19 protein-coding genes are annotated in these 23,099 nt (G+C 43.6%); 3 read left to right on the top strand and 16 right to left on the bottom strand.

What is annotated here, in order from left to right; genetic code table 11:
- Positions 1-67: 67 nt before the first annotated feature.
- The 8 genes from icmF to Q4550_RS10425 all read right to left on the bottom strand — a co-directional run bounded on the left by icmF (position 68) and on the right by Q4550_RS10425 (position 11,789).
- The gene (gene icmF, locus Q4550_RS10390; RefSeq protein ID WP_303532439.1) at positions 68-3,331 is read right to left on the bottom strand and encodes a fused isobutyryl-CoA mutase/GTPase IcmF; all 3,264 of its coding nucleotides are present in this window, start codon (positions 3,329-3,331) and stop codon (positions 68-70) included.
- Positions 3,332-3,344: 13 nt separating this feature from the next.
- Complete coding sequence (locus Q4550_RS10395) at positions 3,345-3,959, bottom strand: TetR/AcrR family transcriptional regulator (protein WP_303532831.1); 615 nt, start codon at positions 3,957-3,959, stop codon at positions 3,345-3,347.
- A 17-nt stretch (positions 3,960-3,976) separates the two neighbouring features.
- Positions 3,977-4,936: a methylmalonyl Co-A mutase-associated GTPase MeaB gene (gene meaB / locus Q4550_RS10400; protein ID WP_303532440.1), complete on the bottom strand. Its 960-nt coding sequence runs from the start codon at positions 4,934-4,936 to the stop codon at positions 3,977-3,979.
- Positions 4,937-4,944: 8 nt separating this feature from the next.
- On the bottom strand, positions 4,945-6,087 hold the full coding sequence (locus Q4550_RS10405; protein ID WP_303532441.1) for an acyl-CoA dehydrogenase: 1,143 nt from the start codon (positions 6,085-6,087) through the stop codon (positions 4,945-4,947).
- Positions 6,088-6,323: 236 nt separating this feature from the next.
- Positions 6,324-7,466 (bottom strand): acyl-CoA dehydrogenase, encoded by a 1,143-nt coding sequence (locus Q4550_RS10410; protein WP_303532442.1) that lies wholly within the window; start codon positions 7,464-7,466, stop codon positions 6,324-6,326.
- Between the two features lie 20 nt (positions 7,467-7,486).
- Positions 7,487-8,341, bottom strand: coding sequence for a 3-hydroxybutyryl-CoA dehydrogenase (locus Q4550_RS10415; protein WP_303532444.1), 855 nt, complete (start codon positions 8,339-8,341; stop codon positions 7,487-7,489).
- 14 nt (positions 8,342-8,355) lie between these two features.
- On the bottom strand, positions 8,356-9,534 hold the full coding sequence (locus Q4550_RS10420) for an acetyl-CoA C-acetyltransferase (RefSeq protein ID WP_303532447.1): 1,179 nt from the start codon (positions 9,532-9,534) through the stop codon (positions 8,356-8,358).
- A gap of 146 nt (positions 9,535-9,680) precedes the next feature.
- Positions 9,681-11,789: a (Fe-S)-binding protein gene (locus Q4550_RS10425; protein WP_303532449.1), complete on the bottom strand. Its 2,109-nt coding sequence runs from the start codon at positions 11,787-11,789 to the stop codon at positions 9,681-9,683.
- A 241-nt stretch (positions 11,790-12,030) separates the two neighbouring features.
- On the opposite strand from Q4550_RS10425, the gene cls reads away from it, so the two are divergent.
- Together cls and uvsE are read left to right on the top strand one after the other, a co-directional pair.
- Positions 12,031-13,218, top strand: a complete 1,188-nt coding sequence (gene cls, locus Q4550_RS10430; protein ID WP_303532451.1) for a cardiolipin synthase — start codon at positions 12,031-12,033, stop codon at positions 13,216-13,218.
- A gap of 86 nt (positions 13,219-13,304) precedes the next feature.
- Positions 13,305-14,261 carry a UV DNA damage repair endonuclease UvsE gene (uvsE, locus tag Q4550_RS10435; RefSeq protein ID WP_303532454.1) on the top strand — a complete coding sequence of 319 codons (957 nt, stop codon included), beginning with the start codon at positions 13,305-13,307 and terminating at the stop codon, positions 14,259-14,261.
- Positions 14,262-14,302: 41 nt separating this feature from the next.
- Here uvsE and Q4550_RS10440 read toward each other — a convergent pair whose 3' ends face one another.
- The 6 genes from Q4550_RS10440 to bacA form a co-directional block, all read right to left on the bottom strand.
- On the bottom strand, positions 14,303-14,473 hold the full coding sequence (locus tag Q4550_RS10440) for a XapX domain-containing protein (protein WP_194218349.1): 171 nt from the start codon (positions 14,471-14,473) through the stop codon (positions 14,303-14,305).
- Positions 14,474-14,631: 158 nt separating this feature from the next.
- Positions 14,632-16,293 carry an arginine--tRNA ligase gene (gene argS / locus Q4550_RS10445; protein ID WP_283153326.1) on the bottom strand — a complete coding sequence of 554 codons (1,662 nt, stop codon included), beginning with the start codon at positions 16,291-16,293 and terminating at the stop codon, positions 14,632-14,634.
- Positions 16,290-16,718 (bottom strand): YwiB family protein, encoded by a 429-nt coding sequence (locus Q4550_RS10450; protein ID WP_194218347.1) that lies wholly within the window; start codon positions 16,716-16,718, stop codon positions 16,290-16,292. The genes argS and Q4550_RS10450 overlap by 4 nt, the downstream gene beginning before the upstream one ends.
- Positions 16,719-17,049: 331 nt before the next feature.
- Positions 17,050-17,928 carry an agmatinase gene (speB, locus tag Q4550_RS10455; protein ID WP_303532832.1) on the bottom strand — a complete coding sequence of 293 codons (879 nt, stop codon included), beginning with the start codon at positions 17,926-17,928 and terminating at the stop codon, positions 17,050-17,052.
- Between the two features lie 2 nt (positions 17,929-17,930).
- On the bottom strand, positions 17,931-18,758 hold the full coding sequence (gene speE, locus Q4550_RS10460; protein ID WP_303532462.1) for a polyamine aminopropyltransferase: 828 nt from the start codon (positions 18,756-18,758) through the stop codon (positions 17,931-17,933).
- A gap of 205 nt (positions 18,759-18,963) precedes the next feature.
- Complete coding sequence (gene bacA / locus Q4550_RS10465) at positions 18,964-19,746, bottom strand: undecaprenyl-diphosphate phosphatase (RefSeq protein WP_303532464.1); 783 nt, start codon at positions 19,744-19,746, stop codon at positions 18,964-18,966.
- 209 nt (positions 19,747-19,955) lie between these two features.
- On the opposite strand from bacA, the gene Q4550_RS10470 reads away from it, so the two are divergent.
- Positions 19,956-22,013 carry a transglycosylase domain-containing protein gene (locus tag Q4550_RS10470; protein ID WP_303532467.1) on the top strand — a complete coding sequence of 686 codons (2,058 nt, stop codon included), beginning with the start codon at positions 19,956-19,958 and terminating at the stop codon, positions 22,011-22,013.
- Positions 22,014-22,050: 37 nt separating this feature from the next.
- Here the strand turns inward: Q4550_RS10470 and Q4550_RS10475 are convergent, their stop codons facing one another.
- Together Q4550_RS10475 and Q4550_RS10480 are read right to left on the bottom strand one after the other, a co-directional pair.
- Positions 22,051-22,296: a DUF2164 domain-containing protein gene (locus Q4550_RS10475; RefSeq protein ID WP_303532469.1), complete on the bottom strand. Its 246-nt coding sequence runs from the start codon at positions 22,294-22,296 to the stop codon at positions 22,051-22,053.
- A 196-nt stretch (positions 22,297-22,492) separates the two neighbouring features.
- Complete coding sequence (locus tag Q4550_RS10480; RefSeq protein WP_303532471.1) at positions 22,493-23,020, bottom strand: YwhD family protein; 528 nt, start codon at positions 23,018-23,020, stop codon at positions 22,493-22,495.
- Positions 23,021-23,099: the final 79 nt, after the last annotated feature.

Genomic DNA, 23,099 nt, shown 5'->3' on the forward strand with positions numbered 1-23,099 from the left:
AAGGAGGAAGGTTACTCCTTCCTCCTACAATAATATGAACGCTTGCATTTGACAAGTTCTTAACGGTCTACATATTTCGACGGTATTTCCCACCAACTTCATAGAGTGCGGTTGTAATTTGTCCTAGACTTGCTACTTTCACCGTCTCCATTAATTCTTCGAAAATATTTCCTTTACTTAACGCTGCTTTCTTTAAGCGATTCAGCGCATCTTCTGTCGTATCTGAATGCGTTTCTTGGAACTGCTTTAAGTTTGTAATTTGCTGTTCCTTTTCTTCCTTGCTCGCTCTTGCAAGCTCCATGTTCCACTCTTCTTCTGCGGGTGGATTTGGATTCTTATACGTGTTCACTCCAACGATCGGAAGCTCACCGCTATGCTTTAGCATCTCATAATGCATGGACTCTTCTTGAATTTTACCGCGCTGGTACTGTGTCTCCATTGCACCCAATACACCGCCACGCGCATTAATTTTCTCAAATTCACTAAGAACAGCTTCCTCCACAAGGTCTGTTAACTCTTCAATGATGAATGAACCTTGTAGCGGGTTTTCGTTCTTCGTCAATCCATGCTCTTTCGTAATAATCATTTGAATTGCCATAGCACGACGAACTGACTCCTCTGTTGGTGTTGTGACAGCTTCATCGTAAGCATTCGTATGAAGCGAGTTACAGTTGTCATGAATCGCCATTAAGCCCTGCAATGTTGTACGTATATCATTAAAGTCCATCTCTTGCGCGTGCAAAGAACGTCCTGACGTTTGCACATGATACTTTAACTTCTGACTACGAGCATTTGCACCGTACTTCTCTCTCATCACCGTCGCCCAAATTCTGCGCGCCACTCTTCCAATAACGGTATATTCTGGGTCAAGACCATTACTAAAGAAGAAGGAAAGATTCGGTGCAAACTTATCGATATCCATCCCGCGACTTAAATAATACTCGACATACGTAAAGCCATTCGCAAGCGTGAACGCCAGCTGAGAAATAGGATTCGCACCCGCTTCGGCAATATGGTAGCCGGAAATTGACACTGAATAATAGTTACGCACATTCTCATTGATGAAGTACTCCTGAATATCCCCCATCATCCGAAGCGCAAATTCTGTTGAGAAAATACATGTGTTTTGACCCTGATCTTCTTTTAAAATGTCCGCCTGAACGGTACCACGAACCGTGCTAAGCGTGTTTGCCTTAATATCGACAAGCTCCTGCTCGTTTGCTTTACGACCTTCTTTTTCTTCAAACACTTGAATTTGCTGCTCAATCGCCGTGTTCATAAACATTGCGAGTATGATCGGCGCAGGGCCATTAATCGTCATAGATACTGAAGTCGATGGCGCACATAAATCAAAGCCTGCATAAAGCTTTTTCATATCGTCGAGTGTACAAATACTTACGCCACTCTCGCCAACTTTTCCGTAAATATCAGGACGATAGTCAGGATCTTCTCCGTAAAGCGTCACAGAATCGAAAGCGGTGCTTAAGCGCTTCGCATCTTCGTTCTCAGAGAGGTAATGGAAACGGCGATTGGTTCGCTCAGGTGTCCCTTCGCCTGCAAATTGACGCTTTGGGTCCTCTCCTTTTCGTTTGAATGGAAAGACGCCAGCGGTATACGGGAATGAGCCCGGCACGTTCTCTTTCAATACCCAGCGCACAATTTCTCCCCAATCTTCATACTTCGGTAGAGATACCTTTGGAATATCCAATCCAGAAAGACTCTTTGTCGTTAGTTCTGTTACAATTTCTTTCTCGCGGATAACGGAAATGAATTCTTTCCCACTATATTTCTCTTTCACTTCAGGCCAGCTTTCGATAATCTTACGCGTTTCCCCATGCATATCATCCATGTTTTCATCTTTCATCTTAGAGAGCATCGCAATCGTGTCGTCATTGCCTTCCGCACTCTCTAGCATTTCAATCGTCCCTTGAAGCTGGAATGCTTTTCTTGCAAGCTGAACCTGCTTTTCGACATATTCATGGTAACGACGAACGGAACCAGAGATGTCCTGTAAATATTGCTGACGCTGCGGTGGAATAATAAGATTCAGCTTTTCCACAATGTCACTTGTTTCAATGTTTGTTGCCCAGTCATTTCGGCATTTACGATGAATCGTATCAACCAATGCTTTAAAAAGCGTATTCGTGCCCGGATCATTAAACTGACTTGCGATCGTGCCGTAGACAGGCATGTTATCTAGATTTTGCTCAAACAGCATGTGACTACGCTGATATTGCTTCTTCACGTCACGCAGAGCATCTTCAGAGCCTTTGCGCTCGTATTTATTAATCACAATCAAATCCGCAAAATCGATCATATCAATTTTCTCAAGCTGTGAAGGTGCACCAAATTCACTTGTCATCACATACATCGAAACATCAGAAATTTCAACGATCTCGGCATCCCCCTGACCGATTCCGCTTGTTTCAATAATGATCAAGTCATATCCAGCCGCTTTCACAACGGTTAACGCTTCACGTATTGAAAGTGAAAGTTCAGTTTTTGATTTTCGCGTTGCGAGACTTCTCATAAACACGCGGTCATTGTGAATAGCGTTCATACGGATTCTGTCACCGAGCAGTGCTCCGCCAGTCTTTTGTTTTGTCGGATCAATGGAAAGGATCGCTACCGTCTTATCATCAAATTCATTAATGAAACGGCGTACGAGCTCATCAGTTAAGGAGCTTTTCCCAGCTCCACCAGTACCAGTAATCCCAAGAACTGGAGAGTCGGTTGCCATATTCTTAAGCTTATCAAACACTTGCTCAGCAGCGGCCGCCGTCTCTTCTGTACGTTCTCCACCATAGCTTTCAGCAAGGGTAATGAGACTCGAAACAGCCTGCGGATCGCGCTCATGCAAGCGATCAATCTGGTTATCAATTTGTTTAAACGTCGGAAAATCACATTCCTTGATCATCATATCGATCATGCCTTGCAGACCAAGATCACTTCCATCATCAGGTGAAAAAATGTGAGAAATTCCGTAAGCATGCAGCTCTTTAATTTCCTTAGGAATAATAACGCCGCCCCCACCGCCATAAATCTTAACGTGTGAAGCGCCTTTTTCTTTTAAAAGGTCATACATATATTTAAAGTATTCCATATGACCGCCTTGATAAGACGAGATTGCAATTCCCTGCGCATCTTCCTGTATGGCAGCGTTCACGACTTCCTCAACAGAGCGGTTATGTCCGAGATGAATAACCTCTGCACCGCTCGCCTGTAGAATTCGGCGCATAATGTTAATAGATGCATCATGACCATCGAACAAACTTGAAGCGGTTACAAAACGAACATGATTCACTGGTTTATACGTTTCGACTACACTCACTGCAGTTCCTCCTCTATCGGTTCGTAGTTTCTACAGGTTTTAAAGCTTGAATTAAAAAAGCCTCCTGCATTCTTGTATACTCTTCAATGGAATAATGAGATCGAAGCGCCCAGCGCCTGAACACCCACATCTGTCCCTGCACGAGAATGTTATGAGCAGCTCCGTAAATTTCCTCATCTGAAAGCCGAAGTTTTCCTTCTGCTACACATTCTTCAATCAATCGCTCAAAAATTTCCGCCATGCCTAGCTCTTTTTTCAATACATAAGGGAGCGTTTCCCGCGGAAGGGACTTTGCTTCCTGGTACATGACAAGCACTTCATCCTGCATATCGTCCATCACATGATAAAACGCATGAAGGGCCTGCCTTAAACGCTCGATTCCAGTTATATTCGGCTTAAGCTGATCTTCTAGACGCTCTCTCACTTCATCATAAATGCTGTCACAAACGAGATATAACACATCTTCTTTTTTGCGAATGTATTCATACAGCGTACCAATGCTAAAGCCAGCAACGCGCGCAATTTCTCGCGTTGTCGTACGATGGAACCCTTTTTCCTTAAAAAGGGAGACTGCTGCTTTGATCATTTGCTCACGTCGTTTCTGAATGAGCTTTTCATCCTTTACCATCGAAGGAACGTTTTTCTTCACCTTCCCATCCCCTTCCTCTCAAGGCTGCTCATATAATCCTGAAGTAGCTTCACAGCGGCTGAGTAAGGGTCGGTGGCGCCACTTTTCACTTCCTCGATCCAGCCTTTATCCTCTGCTTCGCGCTCCATAAGCTGCTTCATCATTTCATCATGCACCACTTCGATCACTTCTCGTTCAAGTGAGGTTTTGCGTCTAGCATCACGCTCACCAGACTCCTTACTGTATTCAAAATGCTCCCGTATTCGTTTCCAAACATTCTCAAGACCTAGATTTTGAACAGAGATCGCCTTCACAATCGGTGGACGCCACGGCGCATCATGCTTCACCAGATCGAGCATGCTTTCAAGCTCAGCCAGTAGCTTGGGGACACCCGGTAAATCTGCTTTATTGACGATAAAAAGATCCGCAATTTCCATGATGCCAGCTTTAAAGACTTGCACAACGTCCCCGCTACCTGGGTTCAACACTACGGCAATCGTATCCGCGATCTTCATAATATCTAGCTCTGATTGCCCAACCCCAACCGTTTCAATTAATATGACATCGAATCCAAACGCGTCCATTAAGCGAACCGTTTCCTTCGTCGTTCGAGAAAGCCCTCCAAGGCTCCCTCGCGTTCCCATGCTTCGGATAAAGACACCAGGATCAGTAAAATGCTCCGCCATCCTGACACGATCTCCTAGAAGGGCACCCCCGCTAAACGGACTCGTTGGATCAACGGCCACAACACCAACAGTGACATCCTGCTTTCTAAGGTGGGTAATCAACCTGTTAACGAGCGAACTTTTACCGGCACCAGGTGATCCGGTCATCCCAATATAGTGGGCACGCCCCGTCATCGGGTGGATATCCTTCAGTAATTCCAGTTTGTCTTCAGCATCATTTTCAACAAGACTGATCGCCTTTGCGAGCGCACGTTCATCCTGATTTGAAAGTCGTTCTGCGAGTGGATGCATAGCGCTTCTTAATCAGCCATCAGCATTCTTGAAATAACAAGACGCTGAATTTCATTTGTACCTTCATAGATTTGCGTAATTTTCGCATCACGCATATAGCGCTCAACTGGATAATCCTTCGTATAGCCATAGCCACCAAAGACTTGCACTGCTTCTGTTGTTACTTCCATCGAGATATCTCCAGCGTATAGCTTAGACATCGCCGATTCCTTGCCGTAAGGAAGACCCTGACTTTCTTTCCATGCAGCCTGATAAGTTAATAGTCTAGCTGCTTCAATTTTCGTTGCCATATCAGCGAGTTTAAAGCCTATACCTTGATTTGCGCCGATCGGCTTGCCAAACTGCTTACGCTCCTTCGCATAAGCTGTGGCTGCATCAAGCGCGCCTTGTGCAATGCCAACAGCTTGAGCCGCAATTCCGTTACGCCCACCATCAAGCGTCTTCATCGCGATTTTAAATCCTTGTCCTTCATCGCCAAGACGATTTTCAATAGGTACACGGCAGTCTTCAAAAATGATTTCGAGCGTAGGAGAAGAGCGAATGCCGAGCTTTTTCTCTTTCTTACCCATTGAGAAGCCAGGCGTTCCTTTTTCAACGATAAACGCCGTAATCCCTTTATGACCCTTTTCTTTATCGGTCTGAGCAAACACGATATAAATTTCCGCTTCGCCGCCATTTGTAATGAAAATTTTCGAGCCATTTAAGATGTAGTGATCGCCATCAAGCTTCGCCGTCGTTTTCATCCCACTCGCATCCGATCCTGACCCTGGCTCTGTAAGACCGTAAGCCCCCATTAGCTTACCTTCTGCCATTGGACGCAAGAATTTCTGCTTCTGCTCTTCTGTACCAAATGCATTCAACGGCCAGCCTGCAAGAGAAGTATGTGCAGAAAGTGTTACACCTGTAGATGCACAAACGCGTGATAGCTCTTCCACTGCAATCACATAGCTTAAGTAATCGGAGCCAATGCCACCATATTCTTCTGACCATGGGATGCCAGTTAAACCAAGCTCAGCCATTTGATCAAAAAGCTTACGATCAAAACGCTCTTCTTCGTCGCGCTCAGCCGCTGTTGGTTCTACTTCTTTCCTCGCAAAGTCGCGCACCATTTTCCGTAGCATTTCATGTTCTTCTGATAGTTGAAAATTCATCCTGTTTCTCTCCTTTTTGGTGGTTTGGACAATATATCTCGAATTTGGCTAATAAAAATGAAGTTTGGCCAATATAATGGTTTTTTGGACAATAAAACGGATATCCCTGGCTTTTCTGATCCAGTTGCTGTGACCAGACCCTCTGTCACTTCACCTTCCAACTCGATCACAAAAACCGTGTTCGGTTTGGAAGCCCCCAGTGCCTAACGGGTCTAAACGGTCACTTCCACTTTTCTCTATTTCATCAAGTTCCGACTAATGACGATTTTCTGGATTTCGCTCGTTCCTTCGTAGATTTCGCATACTTTCGCGTCTCGGAATAGGCGTTCTACTGGGTAATCTTTCGTGTAACCGTAACCGCCATAGACTTGAACCGCTTCAATCGAGGCTTTCACGGCTGCTTTCGATGCAAAGAGCTTCGCCATCGAGACTTCCTGCATGCAAGGGATCCCGTGGTTTTTCAGGTCAGCCGCACGATAGGTTAGGAGTTTCGCTGCCTCTACTTCTGTTGCCATATCGGCAAGCTTGAAACCGAGAACTTGATTTTGCCCGATCGGCTTACCAAACTGGTGACGCTCTTTCGCGTAAGCCGTCGCGTAGTTTAGCGCCGCTTCAGCAATTCCTAGTGACTGTGCCGCGATCCCGATGCGGCCGCTCTCAAGGTTTGCCATCGCAATTTTGAATCCCTGACCTTCTTCGCCGAGACGATTCTCAACTGGCACACGGCAATCTTCGAAAATGATTTCAACCGTATTCGAGCCGTTTAGCCCCATTTTCTTTTCTTTCTTCCCAACGCTAAATCCAGGCATGTCATGTTCGATAATAAAAGCAGTTACGCCTTTGCTTCCTTTTTCCTCAGGATTTGTTCTTGCGAAGGCAACATACGTATCCGCCTCGCCGCCGTTTGTAATGAAAATCTTTGAGCCGTTCAAAATGTAGTGATCTCCATCTCGGACAGCGCGCGTTTTCATGCTGCTTGCGTCTGATCCTGAACTCGGTTCCGTCAGCGCAAACGCACCAAGGTATTCTCCGGTTGCTAGCTTCGGAATGTAGCGCTTTTTCTGTTCTTCTGTACCAAACGCTAGTATCGGCAGTGTCCCAACGGATGTATGAACCGATAGAATCACGCCGACCGTGGCGCTCACTTTTGAGAGCTCATGGATTGCAATGATGTATGACGTATAATCCATTTCCGCTCCGCCATAAGCTTCTGGAATCGGAATCCCCATTAAACCAAGCTCGCCCATTCGTTTAATCACTTCGCGTGGAAAACGATCCGTCTCTTCCATTTCTTCAACGATTGGCGCGATTTCTTTTTCCGCAAAATCACGCACCATTTTCTGCATCATCTTCTGCTCTTCCGTAAATACAAGCTCCATGCTCGTTCCTCCTCGTGGTGTTAATCCTGGTATTGGTAGAAGCCTCTTCCTGTCTTACGTCCGAGCCAGCCAGCTTTTACATATTTACGTAATAGCGGACATGGGCGGTATTTATCATCGCCGAATCCTTCTTGAAGTGTTTCCATAATATAAAGACACGTATCAAGACCGATAAAATCTGCGAGAGTTAATGGTCCCATTGGATGATTCATGCCGAGCTTCATCACGCTATCGATATCCTCAGGGGATGCCACACCTTCATATACGGTGTAGATCGCTTCGTTGATCATTGGCATCAAAATTCGGTTGGAAACAAATCCTGGGAAGTCGTTTACTTCAACCGCTGTCTTACCGAGATCCACAGCTAGCTTTTCAACGGCCTGGTAGCTTTCGTCTGTTGTTGCTAGACCGCGAATAATTTCAACAAGCTTCATGACAGGCACCGGGTTCATAAAGTGCATACCAATCACTTTCTCAGGGCGCTTTGTTGATGCTGCAATTTCCGTAATTGGAAGAGAGGATGTATTCGTTGCAAGAAGCGTATGATCTTGCACAATTTCATCCAGCCGTGCGAAAAGGTTACACTTCACTTCCATGTTCTCAACAGCTGCTTCAATGACGATATCTACATGCTTTGCATCCTGCAGATCTGTCGTCGCTCTCAAACGTTCCATCGTTCCGCTTAGATCTTCCTGCATAATCCGCTCTTTGGAAACTTGTTTCGAGAGGTTTTTCTCAATTCTTTCAAGTCCTTTATCAAGAAACTCCTGCTTCAAATCATTTAAATACACGGTATAACCAGAAGCTGCACACACCTGTGCAATTCCAGCTCCCATTTGTCCTGCACCAATCACCATAATTGTTTTGATTTCCATCATCATGCTCCCTTCTATACCTGAACCATAATAGCGTCGCCTTGACCACCGCCGCTGCAGATCGCTGCTATTCCGATGCCACCGCCGCGTCGCTTCAATTCATGAATAAGTGTTATTAAAATGCGTGCACCGCTTGCTCCAATTGGATGCCCAAGCGCCACTGCACCACCGTGCACATTGACCTTTTCTTCATCGAGTGAGGCAATTTTTCCGCTCGTTAGCGCTACAGCTGCGAACGCTTCATTGATTTCAAATAGATCAATTTCTTCAATTGATTTTCCTGTTTTCTTCAATAGCTCATTGATCACGAGACCCGGCGTCTTAGGAAAATCCTTTGCTTCAACAGCAATTGCTGTATGAGAAAGAATTGTAGCTATGACTTCTTTGCCTTCTTTTGAAGCACGTTCTTCAGACATAAGGACAAGCGCCCCAGCTCCATCATTTACACCTGGTGCATTCCCAGCTGTAATCGTTCCGTCGGCACCGAAGACTGGCTTTAACTTTCCTAACTGCTCCTCTGTTGTGCCTTTTCTAGGTGCTTCATCATGTTCAACGACGAGAGGATCTCCTTTTCGCTGTGGCACGTTAACAGGGATAATTTCTTCTGCAAAAATCCCCGCTTCCATCGCTTTCACAGCACGCTCCTGACTTCTTGTCGCCCAGCGATCCTGCTCTTCTCTAGATATCTCATACTCTTCCGCTGTCGTGTTTCCATAAACGCCCATGTGACAACCATCAAACGAGCAAGTTAAGCCATCATGCACCATGAGATCAACCACTTGTTTGTCGCCCATTCGCATGCCCCAACGCGCATCCTTCATGATATATGGAGCATTGCTCATCGATTCCATTCCGCCGGCAACAATGACTTCTTCATCACCAGAGCGAATGATTTGATCAGCTAGCGTCACACTACGAAGACCTGAAGCGCATACTTTGTTAATCGTTTCCGTCTTTACTTCCCAAGGAATACCAGCGTGTCTTGCTGCCTGACGAGATGGAATTTGACCTTGACCACCTTGAAGGACAGACCCCATAATCACTTCTCCTACATCCGCAGGATCAATTCCAGCGCGAACCAAAGCTTCTTTAATCGCTGTTCCACCAAGCTTAGATGCTTCGATTGATTTAAGAGCCCCACCAAATTTTCCAAACGGCGTTCTCACACCGCTAACAATGACCGTTTTGCCCACAAAAATCTCTCCTCTCATTTTTGAAAACGCTACCATCTTTTCTTAAAATGCGACTGAACGCTCGCTCACCTTGCCGACAAAGTAACAAAGGAAAGAGCTCATGCCGGTCGTAAAAAACAGCATAAGCTAACCCTTTGCCAAACAGTCTATTGGAGAACAGCTTCTTTTTGGACAATGGAGCGTTCTAAAATCTCTACAATATCAAGTGTTGCTACTTCTTCTTCTACTTCCTTCGCTTTCGTACCATCACTCATCATTGTTAAGCAGTAAGGACACGCACTTCCGATAACGGATGGCTTCACGCTAAGTGCCTGTTCCGTTCTCGTTACGTTAATGCGAGACCCTGTATCTTCTTCCGTCCACATCAAACCGCCCCCTGCGCCACAGCACATACCATTTTCGCGGTTGCGGTCCATCTCGATCACTTCAACGCCAGGAATACTGCGAAGAATTTCACGTGGCGGATCGTATACTTCGTTGTAACGTCCGAGGTAACAGGAATCATGATACGTGATTCTCTCGTTTACTTCGTGTTTCGGCTTCAGTTTTCCTTCTTTGATCCAGTCATACAATAATTCGGTATGGTGATAAACCTCTGCTTCAAGTCCAAACTCAGGATACTCATTTTTAAGTGAGTTATAAGCATGAGGGTCGATTGTAACGATTTTTGAAATATTATGCTTTTGGAACGTTTCAATATTTTTCTGTGCAAGATCCTGGAACAAGAACTCGTTTCCTACACGTCGTGGTGTATCGCCAGAGTTCTTTTCTTTGTTACCAAGAATAGCGAACGAAATGCCAGCTTCATTCATGATCTTCGCAAAGGAAGCGGCAATCTTCTGGCTACGATTATCGTAAGAGCCCATCGAGCCAACCCAGAAGAGATATTCGAATTCTTCGCCTGCTTTTTCTTTTTCTTTTACTGTTGGAACAACGATATCATCACGCATATCGCGCCAGTTCTCACGCTCTTTACGGCTAATCCCCCACGGGTTGCCCTGACGTTCGATGTTCGTAATCGCACGCTGTACATCGCTATCCATCTTCCCTTCCATTAAGACAAGGTGACGACGCATATCGATGATTTTATCAACGTGCTCGTTCTCAACTGGACATTGATCTTCACAGTTACGGCACGTTGTACAAGCCCAAATTTCTTCTTCTGTAATCACGTTACCAATTAATCCATCGCTCACAAGCCCTTCAGCTGCTGCAGCTGTTTCCTGCTGAGCACGTGATTGATAAGCAATTTGATTTCCTGCTGTGTTAGAAAATGCATATGCAGGAACCCACGGTGTTCTTGATGTAACGGCTGCGCCTTTTTCTGTCAGGTGATCACGAAGCTTAACGATCAAATCCATCGGAGAAAGGATTTTTCCTGTTGCCGTTGCCGGACACATATTCGTACAGCGTCCACATTCCACACAGGCATACAAATCAACAAGCTGCTTTTGATTGAAATCTTCAATCGTATTCACGCCGTAAGTTTCTTGACTTTCATCTTCAAAGTTAATAGATGCAAGCTGTCCTACTTTGTTTGTACGACCCAAGAAAACGTTGACTGGTCCTGCAATTAAGTGAGCGTGCTTGGATTGCGGTACATACACCATGAACGTAAGAAGCACGAGCAGGTGAATCCACCAGAAAAAGAAGAATAGCGCAATTGCTGCTGTTTCATTAATCCATGAGAATAAGAAAGCAATTCCCGAAGCAACTGGCGCACTCCATGAATAACCAGCATCATGCCAGATAATTTCCATACCGCCTGCAAAAAGAACGGATATCATTAAAAGTCCAATGAACAATAGTACAAGTCCCGCTTTAAAACCTTTCTTTAAACGAGCGATCGCCTCAATATAGCGACGGTAGAATGCCCACACAACCGCTGTTAAAATCATTAGCGTCACGAGCTCCTGGAAAAACGTAAACGCTGGGTAAAGCGGTCCAAGAGGAAGATGCGACCCCGGTGATAGACCTTTCACAATCATATCGATTGCACCGAATTGAACGAGAAGGAAACCGTAGAACATCATCACATGGATGGTTCCACTCTTCTTATCTTTAAGTAATTTCTTTTGCCCAAACACTTTGACTACAATTGCTTCTAGTCGTTCTTTCATGGAATGATCAAATTCGGCTTTCTTTCCAAGCTTAATGTATTCATATCGAGTCTTTACAACGTACCCAAACAAAAACAACGCGTAAGCGGTTACAAGAATGAAAGCAATCCAGTTAGCGATCAATAAAACATCCATGCTGGCAAACCTCTCCTTTCGTGTCATTCCTTCTTAGCCGCTTCGTGATGCTTGAACAAAGATGCTCCCCGACAGTTCAAACAATTTACGAAAACGCTTTTAAGTCAGAATGAAAGTAATTTTCTGACTTCAGTATAACACATAAATAACTGAATGAGCATTCAGTCAGAGATTTTTTTTTACTTTTTTTAAGTTTAGGACAAACTAAGTCAACAGTAACTATTGAAAGGAGGGGAAAATCGTGGAGATCTTTTTAACAGTCCTACTCGCACTCATATTATGGTTAATAACCGACCTTCATACAGGCAATAAGAAAAGAAAATTCGCCCCTTCCTCTTCACATCAAAAAATGACGGGAAACCTGACTTTCATCAATGATGGAGATGATTTTTTTAGAGCACTAATAAATGATATTGATGCTGCAGTCTATCAAATTCATATGATGTTTTATATTTTTCGAGATGACCCCACGGGACATATGGTTATCGAGCATCTTTGTCAAAAAGCAACCTCTGGCGTCTCTGTCTATTTACTCGTGGACTATGGAGGTAGTCACAGCTTAAAGAAAGCCACCATAAGAAAAATGACCTCCTGTGGCATCATTTTTTCCTATTCCAGAAAAATTTCTTTCCCACGATTTTTCACTTCCATAAATGAGCGTAATCATCGAAAAATCACTGTTATTGATGGAGAGATTGGCTACGTTGGTGGCTTTAACGTTGGAAACGAATATGTAGGGAAGGATCCTAAGTTTGGATATTGGCGAGATTATCACCTTCGCGTGACTGGCGAAGCCGTGCAAGGACTTCAAGATCAATTTTTCCTTGATTGGGAAGAGAGTCATTCCCCTCTTAATAAGGATAACGTTTATATACCGCCGCTCGAAACAGGTCAGCATAAAGTCTCGTTTCATATTACGAATGGTAATAGCGTAGAGGAAGCTTTTGCCTCGTATATTGATAAAGCTACAACATCTATTATCATTGGCTCCCCCTATTACATTCCAGGACAAACTGTTCAAACGAGCCTGCTACGCGCCCTGAAATGCGGTATTAAAGTCCAGGTTATTTTGCCAATGCGTGCCGACCATCCTCTTGTAAAAGAAGCTTCATATGAATACCTCGTTGAACTGATTCGTGCCGGTGGAGAAGTTTATCAATATATGAATGGCTTCTACCACGCCAAAGTTATGATCATTGATGAGACATTGTGTGACATTGGTACAGCGAATTTTGATCAACGAAGTTTCCACATTAATGGCGAAATCAACTGCATTATCAGCACTCCTTCTCTCATTGTTGAAATCAAAGAAGCGATCCAAAAAGACATTCTACAATGTGAACGTCTCGACTTGAAGAGACTTCAAGATCGAACGATCGGAAACCGAGTGCTTGCCCCACTAGCAAGACTCTTCAGTCCGTTTCTTTAAAAAGTTCGATGTGCTTTCCTTTGTTTCAATTCGCTTGCACAGGGAAAGAAATGACCAGCCCTTTTTTTGAAAGGAGACCACTTATTATGAAGCTCAGATTTGGATATGTATCAAACGCACTTGCGTTGCACGAAGCTTCACCGGCGCGTACAATGACTTTTTCCACCTGGTCAAAGCTTTCTGAAGAAGAACGTTCAGAGAAGCTTCATACAATTACAGAAACGAATTTAAAGAGCACGTTACGTGCGCTGCACTACAATGTTGCACATGAAATTGATTTGTATCGTATGTCTTCTTCCATTGTTCCGCTTGCGACGCATCCTGAAGCAAAGTGGGATTACATTACGCCTTTCCGTGACATGTTTGAAGAGATCGGTGAGCTTGTTCAAAAGCACCGCCTTCGTGTGAGCTTTCACCCGAACCAATTCACTCTTTTTACAAGTCCAAAACAACACGTAACGGACAATGCGATAGGTGACTTGGACTATCATGTTGCTATGCTAGATGCGATGGGACTAGACTCTCGCTCCATCGTTAATATACATATTGGTGGAGCTTACGGAGATAAAGAGGAAACCCTTAAGCGTTTTTACGAGAATTTTGATTCCATTCCTTCTCATCTTCGCTCGCATGTGACGCTTGAAAATGATGATAAAACATACAATGCGAAAGAAACGCTCGAGGCATGTGAGCAAACAGGCGTCCCGTTTATTTTCGATTACCATCATCATCTAGCGAATCCAGGCGACGGACTACCTGAGCGCTTTTTTGAACGCGTTCATGAAACATGGAAGCCAAAAGGACTTCTACCGAAATACCACCTTTCCTCTCCCAAATCTGCTAGCGCCTACCGGAGTCATGCAGATTATGTGGACAGTGAGTTCGCCATTCCGTTTATAGACATGTTGAAGGAATACGGAGAAGATGCTGACATCATGATTGAAGCAAAGAAAAAAGACCTCGCAGCTCTGCAGCTTGTCGACGATCTTTCAGCGATACGTGGCGTCAAAAGACTTAGTGGAGGTTCTGTATTATGGAAATAAGAAATCATTTCGCAATCGATGCAGCTACCAAAAAGCTCAATCTATAGTGACCAGAACCCTGATAACCATTCATACGCCTTAAATCCAAGGTATATCCCAACAATCCCAGCAATGCCAGCGAATGCAGGTGGAGCTGGGATGGGTAGCTTCAAAAACGCAAAAATTAACCCGACCAAAAATCCTGTTAATGTTGCAATCAAAACTGTCTTCATCACATCACCCCTTTTTTAAAGTATGACCGAATGACCGATTCATTATAAAAAATGTGAGCGTGTAAGAGTTTTTAACCTACGAAACCAGTTTAAAATTAATCAACGTATCATTCGCATAAATAGAAAAATCCTATCGCTCATGCGATAGGATTTTTTTATTACATTTTCTCTGGTGCAGTTACGCCAATGATTTCAAGCGTGTTTTGAATCGTTTGACGAACGGCTTTCATAAGTTTGAAACGAGCCGCACTTTTCGCAAGATCTTCTGGATCAAGAACTCGTTCAGCATTGTAGAAGCTGTGTAGTGCTTGAGCAAGTTCAAATGAATAGTTTGTAATGCGATGCGTCATACGCTTATCCGCTGCTTCCGCAATCGCTTCAGGCAATTCACCGAGCTTCTTAAGAAGGTCCATTTCTTTCTCAGATGTAATGAGAGATAGATCCGCATCTTCTGTTAGCCCCATCTCTTCTCCTTGACGAAGAATACTGCATACGCGAGCGTGCGCATATTGCACGTAATAGACAGGGTTTTCATTCGAGCGTGATACGGCAAGGTCCATATCAAAATCAAGGTGAGAATCTGAGCTGCGCATTGAGAAGAAATAGCGCATTGCATCGATACCGACTTCATCCATCAATTCACGAAGCGTAACAGCTTTACCTGTTCGCTTACTCATCTTCATTTTTTCGCCATCTTTAAAGAGGTTCACCATCTGAATAATTTCCACTTCTAGCTGCTCACGCTTATAACCAAGTGCTTCGATTGCCGCTTTCATTCTTGGAATGTAGCCGTGGTGGTCAGCTCCCCAGATGTTGATCAGCTTATCGAATCCACGAGAAAGTTTATCTTGGTGGTAAGCAATATCCGGAGTTAGATACGTATAAGAACCATCGCCTTTAATCAAGACGCGATCTTTGTCATCGCCGTAAGTAGTCGAACGGAACCACGTAGCACCGTCCTGCTCAAATGTTTCACCGCGCTCATTTAGCTTCGCAAGAACATCATCGATTTTGCTTGATTGATAAAGAGAAGTCTCAGAGAACCAGACATCGAATTCAACACCAAATTCTTTCAAATCCTTCTTTAGCTTCTCAAGCTCGCGCTCAAGACCGTACTCGCGGAAGTAAGCATAGCGCTCTTTCTCATCGAGCTGAAGTAGACGGTCGCCTTCCTTCTCGACAAGATCTTTCCCGAACTGAACGATATCCTGACCTTGATAGCCATCTTCAGGCATGTCCTTTTCTTTTCCAAGTGCTTGCATGTAGCGAGCTTCAAGAGAAACCGTTAAATTATGAATCTGGTTCCCAGCATCATTAATGTAATATTCACGCGAAACATCATAACCGGCACGATCAAGCACATTACAAAGCGTATCACCTACCGCCGCTCCTCGTGCATGACCAAGGTGCAGACTTCCGGTTGGGTTCGCTGAAACGAACTCTACTTGGATTTTTTCATTCTTGTCTGCAGATCGGCCATAGTTGTTTCCTTTATCCAGAATCGTTGGAATGAGCTCTGTTAAATAAGCAGTATCCATAAAAAAGTTAATAAACCCAGGACCAGCGATATCAATTTGCTTAATCCCTGCTTTTGTCATATCAAGATTTGCTTTAAGATCCTCAGCAATAGCTCTCGGCGCTTTTTTCGCAATACGAGCAAGCTGCATCGCCATGTTCGTCGCATAGTCACCGTGAGCCTTGTCTTTAGGTGATTCTAAAATCACTTCCGGCATTTCACTCTCTGATGCAAGGCTAGCCTTTAATACGGCCTGCTTGATTTCTTCTTTTAGCTGTTCTTTCTTTTGTTCCACACTGTTCATTGACTTGCTCCTTTCCAGCTTAGCGACAGTTCGTGTCGCTGCGTTTCATCTTCCTCGAGATTAAGCAAATAGCGAAGCGTTAGACGTCCTTTATGCTTCTCCTTGTCCACCAATTGCTCAATTCGTTCTGTCCGGATTTGCATCGGCATCGATCCGAACGGCGTTTTATATAGAGATTCTGACACTTGTCCTGGCGCAAATTGCTGACGCATCGATAGCGCCCCTCTTCGAATGACGGTCACTTGCTCTTTATCTATTTTAACAGTAGTTGAAACCTTGCCAATCTCAAGGCTTTCTTCATAGCGTAAATAAAGCGCCTCTCCCTTTTCAACGAGGTTTCCCTGCACGGAATAGTTTGTAGATTCTTTTTCTTTTCCCGATTGGATACGGGAATCAATGGTTATTTCAATCGGATGATCACTCATCACTTCACGTCCTTACTAAATCATTAACTTTCTTATTATAAGAAAAGCGGAAGCGCCTTGTCCACCCCCGACCAGCTTAAGGCGACTCTCAATGTGACGTTCTTTGTCACAATGAGAGATGACTTAAGACCTCGAGGGGGTAGGCGCTGAAGCTAGATCATCAAAAGCGGAAGCGCCTTGTCCACCCCAACTCATTTTCTGTGTTGATTTTTAGCTCATATTTGCAGTGGGAAACTAAGGTTTCACTGGAATAAGCTAAAAGTCGCGCACCGAACATACAGAGCATCAAAACAAAAAAGACTGTATTCAAAATGAATACAGCCTCTCTGGATTATTTTTTGTGAGTCCAGCCGAGAAGCATTTCACGGATAAATTTACTAGCCGCAATCGGCGTTTGTTCGGATGGGTCATAAGCTGGTGCAACTTCAACAAGATCCGCACCAACGACGTTTATTTCAGAACCAGCAATGGCTGAGATCGCTTCGAGCAACTCTTTGGATGTGATCCCACCTGCTTCAGCAGTGCCTGTCCCAGGCGCATGAGCAGGGTCAAGAACATCGATATCAATCGTTACATACACATTGCGTCCTTTAAGCGTTGGTAGGACTTTTTTAAGTGGTTCTGCTACTTCAAATTTGTGCATGTGCATACCGGATTCTTTTGCGAATTGAAACTCTTCACGCATACCAGAACGAATGCCGAATGAGTATACGTTCTCAGCACCAATCAATCCACAAATTTTTCGAACAGGTGTGGAGTGAGAAAGAGGCTCTCCTTCATACTCTTCACGTAAATCCGCGTGTGCATCGATATGAATCAACGCAAGATCATCGTATTTTTTGTGAAAAGCTTTTAGAATAGGCCACGTTACAAGGTGCTCCCCACCCATACCAAGTGGGAATTTTCCCGCTTCAAGCAAAGAATCAAGATATTCCTCAATCATATCAATGCTTCGCTGAGGATTACCGAATGGAAGTGGAATATCCCCTGCATCGAAATAACGAATTTCTTCAAGATGACGATCTGCATAAGGACTATATTCTTCAAGTCCTAATGAAGCCTCACGAATACGACCTGGTCCAAAGCGAGATCCGGGACGAAAGCTAACTGTCCAGTCCATTGGCATACCATAGATAACCACATTACTTTCGTCGAAGGATGGGTTACTTAGAATAAACACGTTACCTGAATAAGCTTCATCGAATTTCATGCTCATTTTACAAGGTCCTGTACGAATTTCGGAAGTGCGAAACAAGCATTGTGAAGCTCTTTCGTATAGTACTTAGTCTCAATCTCGTGGAAGCGACTTTCAGGTACTTCAAGCGGATCATTCTTTTTAGATCCAATCGTAAATGTCCACAGGCCACTCGGATAAGTTGGAATGTTCGCTGTGTATACGCGCGTAATCGGGAAGATTTCTCTTACATCTTTTGATACTTGCGTAATTAAGTCCGCTTTAAACCAAGGGTTGTCCGTCTGTGCAACGAAAATACCATCTTCTTTTAGTGCTTTTGAAATACCTTCATAGAAACCACGTTCAAAAAGCTTTGCAGCTGGTCCTACCGGCTCAGTAGAATCAACCATGATCACGTCATAATCGCCTTCGCTTTTCGCGATATACATAAAGCCATCATCAACAAGAACCTCAACGCGCTCGTCATCTAGCGCTCCTGCGATAGTAGGCAAGTACTTTTTCGAATACTCGATCACTTTGCCATCAATTTCAACAAGCGTTGCTTTTTCAACAGATGGATGCTTCAATACTTCACGAATAACGCCTCCATCACCGCCACCAACAACAAGAACGTGTTTCGGGTTAGGATGTGTGAAAAGGGGCACGTGTGCGACCATCTCATGGTAAACAAACTCATCCTTCTCCGTTGTCATAACCATACCGTCGAGTACGAGCATGTTACCGAATTCTTCTGTTTCAATCATATCAAGACGCTGAAAGTCCGTTTGTTCCGTATGCAGCGTCTGCTTAATTTTCGCCGTAATGCCGAAGCGTTCTGTTTGTTTCTCTGTGTACCATAATTCCATGTAAACCACTCCTCTATGTCATTGCTACACTAAGTCCGTTCCCGAACCACATAGGTCCAAACACCATTAGTATGTAGCAAAAAAATGTATCTAAGCATTCTTAAAGTACAAGAAAAGTATAGTCGACTCTGTGTAAAAAGCAAGAGAATTTTATACTTTCAACTGTCGGTTCAAAAAGTTATTTAAGTGAACAACTCTATTAACACTAAAATAAAATCATCCAAACAAAAAAAGCAAGCACAAATCGGTATATCGCAAAAGGGATGAGACGGACGCGTTCAATGAATTTAATAAATGTTACAATAGCCAAAAGCGCCACCAAAAACGCTGTTAAAAAGCCTGTTAGGAATACAGGAATGTCGGATACAGATAAATACTGATAACTTTGCAATAAATCATACCCACTCGCAGCTACCATCATTGGTACAGCTAGAATAAATGAAAATTCAGCAGCTGTTTTATGCGTTGTTCCGAGCAAGACGCCGCCTGAAATCGTTGCACCTGACCTTGAAAATCCAGGCCAGAGAGCAAGACATTGAAATACTCCAATAGAAAAAGCCTGCTTCCATGTTAATTCATCCAGGCTCGAGCTAATTGTCGTCCCCTTCTTTAAGTCAGCTAGGATCATTAACACACCACCAATCACAAGTCCGATCACAACCGTGTAAGGGGAGAAAAGATAACTTTTAATAAAGCCATGAAGAAGAAATCCTGCTACGACAGCTGGAATCATTCCAAGCATAAGATGAATCAGGGTTAATCCTTTTCTCTCGCTATTTGGTGATAATAAATCCGCAAATCGATGCCGATACATCACGACCACAGCTAAAATAGAGCCAAGTTGAATCACAATCTCAAATGTTTTTGCGCGTTCACCAGTAAAACCAAGCCAATATCCCGTTAAAATCAAATGACCTGTAGATGAAACGGGCAGAAATTCCGTTATCCCTTCTACAATTCCAAGGATAATCGCCATCATCATCTCCATACTCTTCTCTCCCTGCTCTCAGTAACATTCATTATAGTTCATCCTATTCAAAAGCTGGACAAATATTTTCCCTTGTTCATCTGAAGAAATGCATTCGCCCAATCTAGCCTATCCACGTTAGATAAAAAGGACAATTACCGAAGAGAAACGTGTTTAAGAGTTTCTAGATTGTCACATACTAGATTTAAGATGATGTGGGGGTGAACCACTTGAAATGGCTCAGATCTGAGCGATTCCATTATTGGAAGCGTTGGACAATGCTTCTAAGTAGGCTAATGATGATATGTATTGTAATAATCGGGCTATCCGTTGGATCGCTCTATTTGTTAACTGTTTTCATGGGAGCTCCTAAGCTTCAAGTACCGCAAACAACGATTTATTATGATCATAAAGAAAATGTAATTAGTGAGAGTAATAAAGACGGTCAGAATCGCTACTGGGTTGACCTTGATCACATTTCTCCTCATGTCATAGATGCCACGATTGCCATTGAAGATCGGCATTTTTATGATCATATGGGCTTTGATTTCAAACGCATTGGCGGGGCTATTCTCGCTGACATAAAAGCGATGGCGAAGGTTCAAGGAGCAAGCACGATTACGCAGCAATACGCCCGTAATCTATTTTTGGAACATGATAAGACGTGGAAACGAAAAATCGCAGAAGCTTTCTATGCTTATCGACTTGAAGTTCATTATTCAAAGGAAGACATACTAGAAGGATATTTAAATACGATTTATTATGGTCACGGATCATACGGAATAGAATCAGCCGCAAGGACGTACTTCGGAAAAAAAGCTGAGGATCTTTCGGTTGCTGAATCTGCCATGCTCGCCGGCATTCCAAAAGGACCAGGTTATTACTCTCCCTATGCTGATGCAGAAAGAGCAGAGGAACGACAAAGCACGGTACTTCAAGCGATGGTAACTAATCATGCTCTAACCGAATCAGAAGCAAACCAGGCAGAAATGGAAAAGATGGCTCTCGAAACCTTTACAGAAGAAACTAAGCCTGAAATTGCTCCATATTTTGCACAGGAGGTTAAGAAGCAATTAAAGTCCATACTTTCACTTGATGAACGTGTTATTGAGCAAGGAGGATTACACGTTTATACAACGCTTGATGCATCAATGCAAAAAGCTGCCGAAAAATGGGTAGAATCAAGTATTGATAAAAAAAGCGACATACAAGCTGCACTCGTAGCGATGGAGCCTACATCAGGAGCTGTAAAAGTGATGATTGGTGGCCGCGATTATACAGAAAGTAAATTCAACCGTGCAACGATGGCCAAAAGGACACCAGGATCGACGTTTAAGCCGCTGCTATATTATGCCGCAATCAAAAATGGCTTTACGCCGTCTACGCTTATTCGCAGTGAACCTACAACTTTTTACTATGATAATGAACGCAAAACTTACTCACCGCATAATTATGGGGATGTTTATGCGAATGATGAAATCACACTCGCCCAGGCACTTGCCCTTTCAGATAATATAGTTGCTGTGAAAACACACATGTTTCTAGAAGAAAAAACGCTCGTGAATACAGCCAAATCATTCGGCATTAAAAGTAAGCTGTCTGCTATTCCCTCATTAGCTCTCGGCACTAAGCCTGTAGGCATGATGGAAATGACGGAAGCCTATAGTATGCTTGCAAACGGTGGATATGGCCTCTCACCTTATTATATTGAAAAAGTCACGGATCGAGATGGAAAGGTCATCTACGAACACAAATCTGCACCTGAACTTATTTTGGATCCTGATGCTGCCTTTGTCACGACAAGCATGATGACGGGTGTTTTCGATGAATCCTTAAATGATTATACGCGCGTAACAGGCTCAGGCGTCGATCATCTATTAACACGTCCAGCTGCCGCTAAAACAGGTTCTACTTCAACTGATAGCTGGATGGTTGGATTTACGCCTCAGTTAACAGCGGCCGTCTGGGTTGGTTATGACAAAGGAGAGAAGCTAAATCATCGAAACGATGGTTCGTATACGAAGAAAATCTGGGTGAATTTCATTGAGGATGCACTGGCGGAAGAAAAAGCGACCGATTTTGAGGAGCCTGAAAATGTTGTCGGTATCGAAATTGATGCGCAAACAGGTTTAATCGCTACTGAAAACTGTCCTGTGAAACGCTTAACTTATTATATAGAAGGAACCGAACCAACTCACCTTTGTGAAGATCATCCCGGAACGGTCCCTAATGGAAAAGAAAATGAACAGAAAGGACTTTTGGAGCGTTTCTTCCAATGGGTCCGTTAAAAAAGACGGATGTGTCATCCGTCTTTTGATTAGCCCTTTATTTTGGATCTGTTTTCTTTAATGCTTCAAGGTCTTGCTCAATACTCATCCACTTCTGCTCTGTCATGCCAATTGCATCTGAGATACCGGCATTGTATAGAGTTGGCCCGATCTCTGCCATAACAAAATGGAGAAAATTCTCTGCTGCGAGCTCACCTATTTCTTCATCACGTTCATCATAGAAATATGATTGAATGCGCTCAATAAGCTCTTTCTTTTTCTCACGAGGGATTTGATTCCACATTTAGCTCACCCTTTCTACATATATGAGTATAACATGGAAGCGCTCACTTCATTCTCCCAGACAACCAGAACAGCCCGGGGAAGATTCCCCGGGCTGCTTTGGGTCCTAGCTATATGTGTTGCGTATACATAAGTTTACGCTCAGTTTTAAGAAACCTCAAGTAATTTTATCAATTAGTCAGAAAACGATCTGAAAGTTAGTCTTGAAGTCCTAATTTCACGTCATCACTTGAACGCTCATAGACGTCTTTATCGAACTCAATCAAATACTCACGAAGCATTTTCTTGGATTTGTCATCCATATGGTCCACGACCACTTTACCTTTCATGGATTTATCCATATTATTCACATGCTCTGGCATGCTTTTCCATGCCCGCTTCGCTTCGGCATTTAAGAAGAATTCACAGGCACCAATGCCATAATAGAAAGGACCTTCTTCACTTCGTTGAAGGGTAACCCATACGATCCAAGCAGTATGGCCATCAGGTACTTCTTCACGCGTCTTAACGAGCTTCTTCCGTTTCTCAAGGGCACTACGTGCATGCAATGCGCCAACATCAACATAAATTTCATCCGTTGTCGGATCGATAATCACTGGAGAAACGTTATCGAGGTTGATCGTTCCTACTCCATAACCGCCGTGTCCATCTGTGGAGTCCCCACTTAAAATATTAAAACCTGTTGAAGGTTTCTTTTTTGGTTTTTGTTCTTCTTCATTTGCCATTCTTTGTACCTCCTTCATTCACAATTGTCCGCTATCATTTTATCACAATTACACTTGTGTATTCATCCGACAGCCATTC

Source organism: Anaerobacillus sp. 1_MG-2023 (assembly GCF_030547345.1).
Taxonomy (GTDB): Bacteria; Bacillota; Bacilli; order Bacillales; family Guptibacillaceae; genus Guptibacillus; species Guptibacillus hwajinpoensis_B.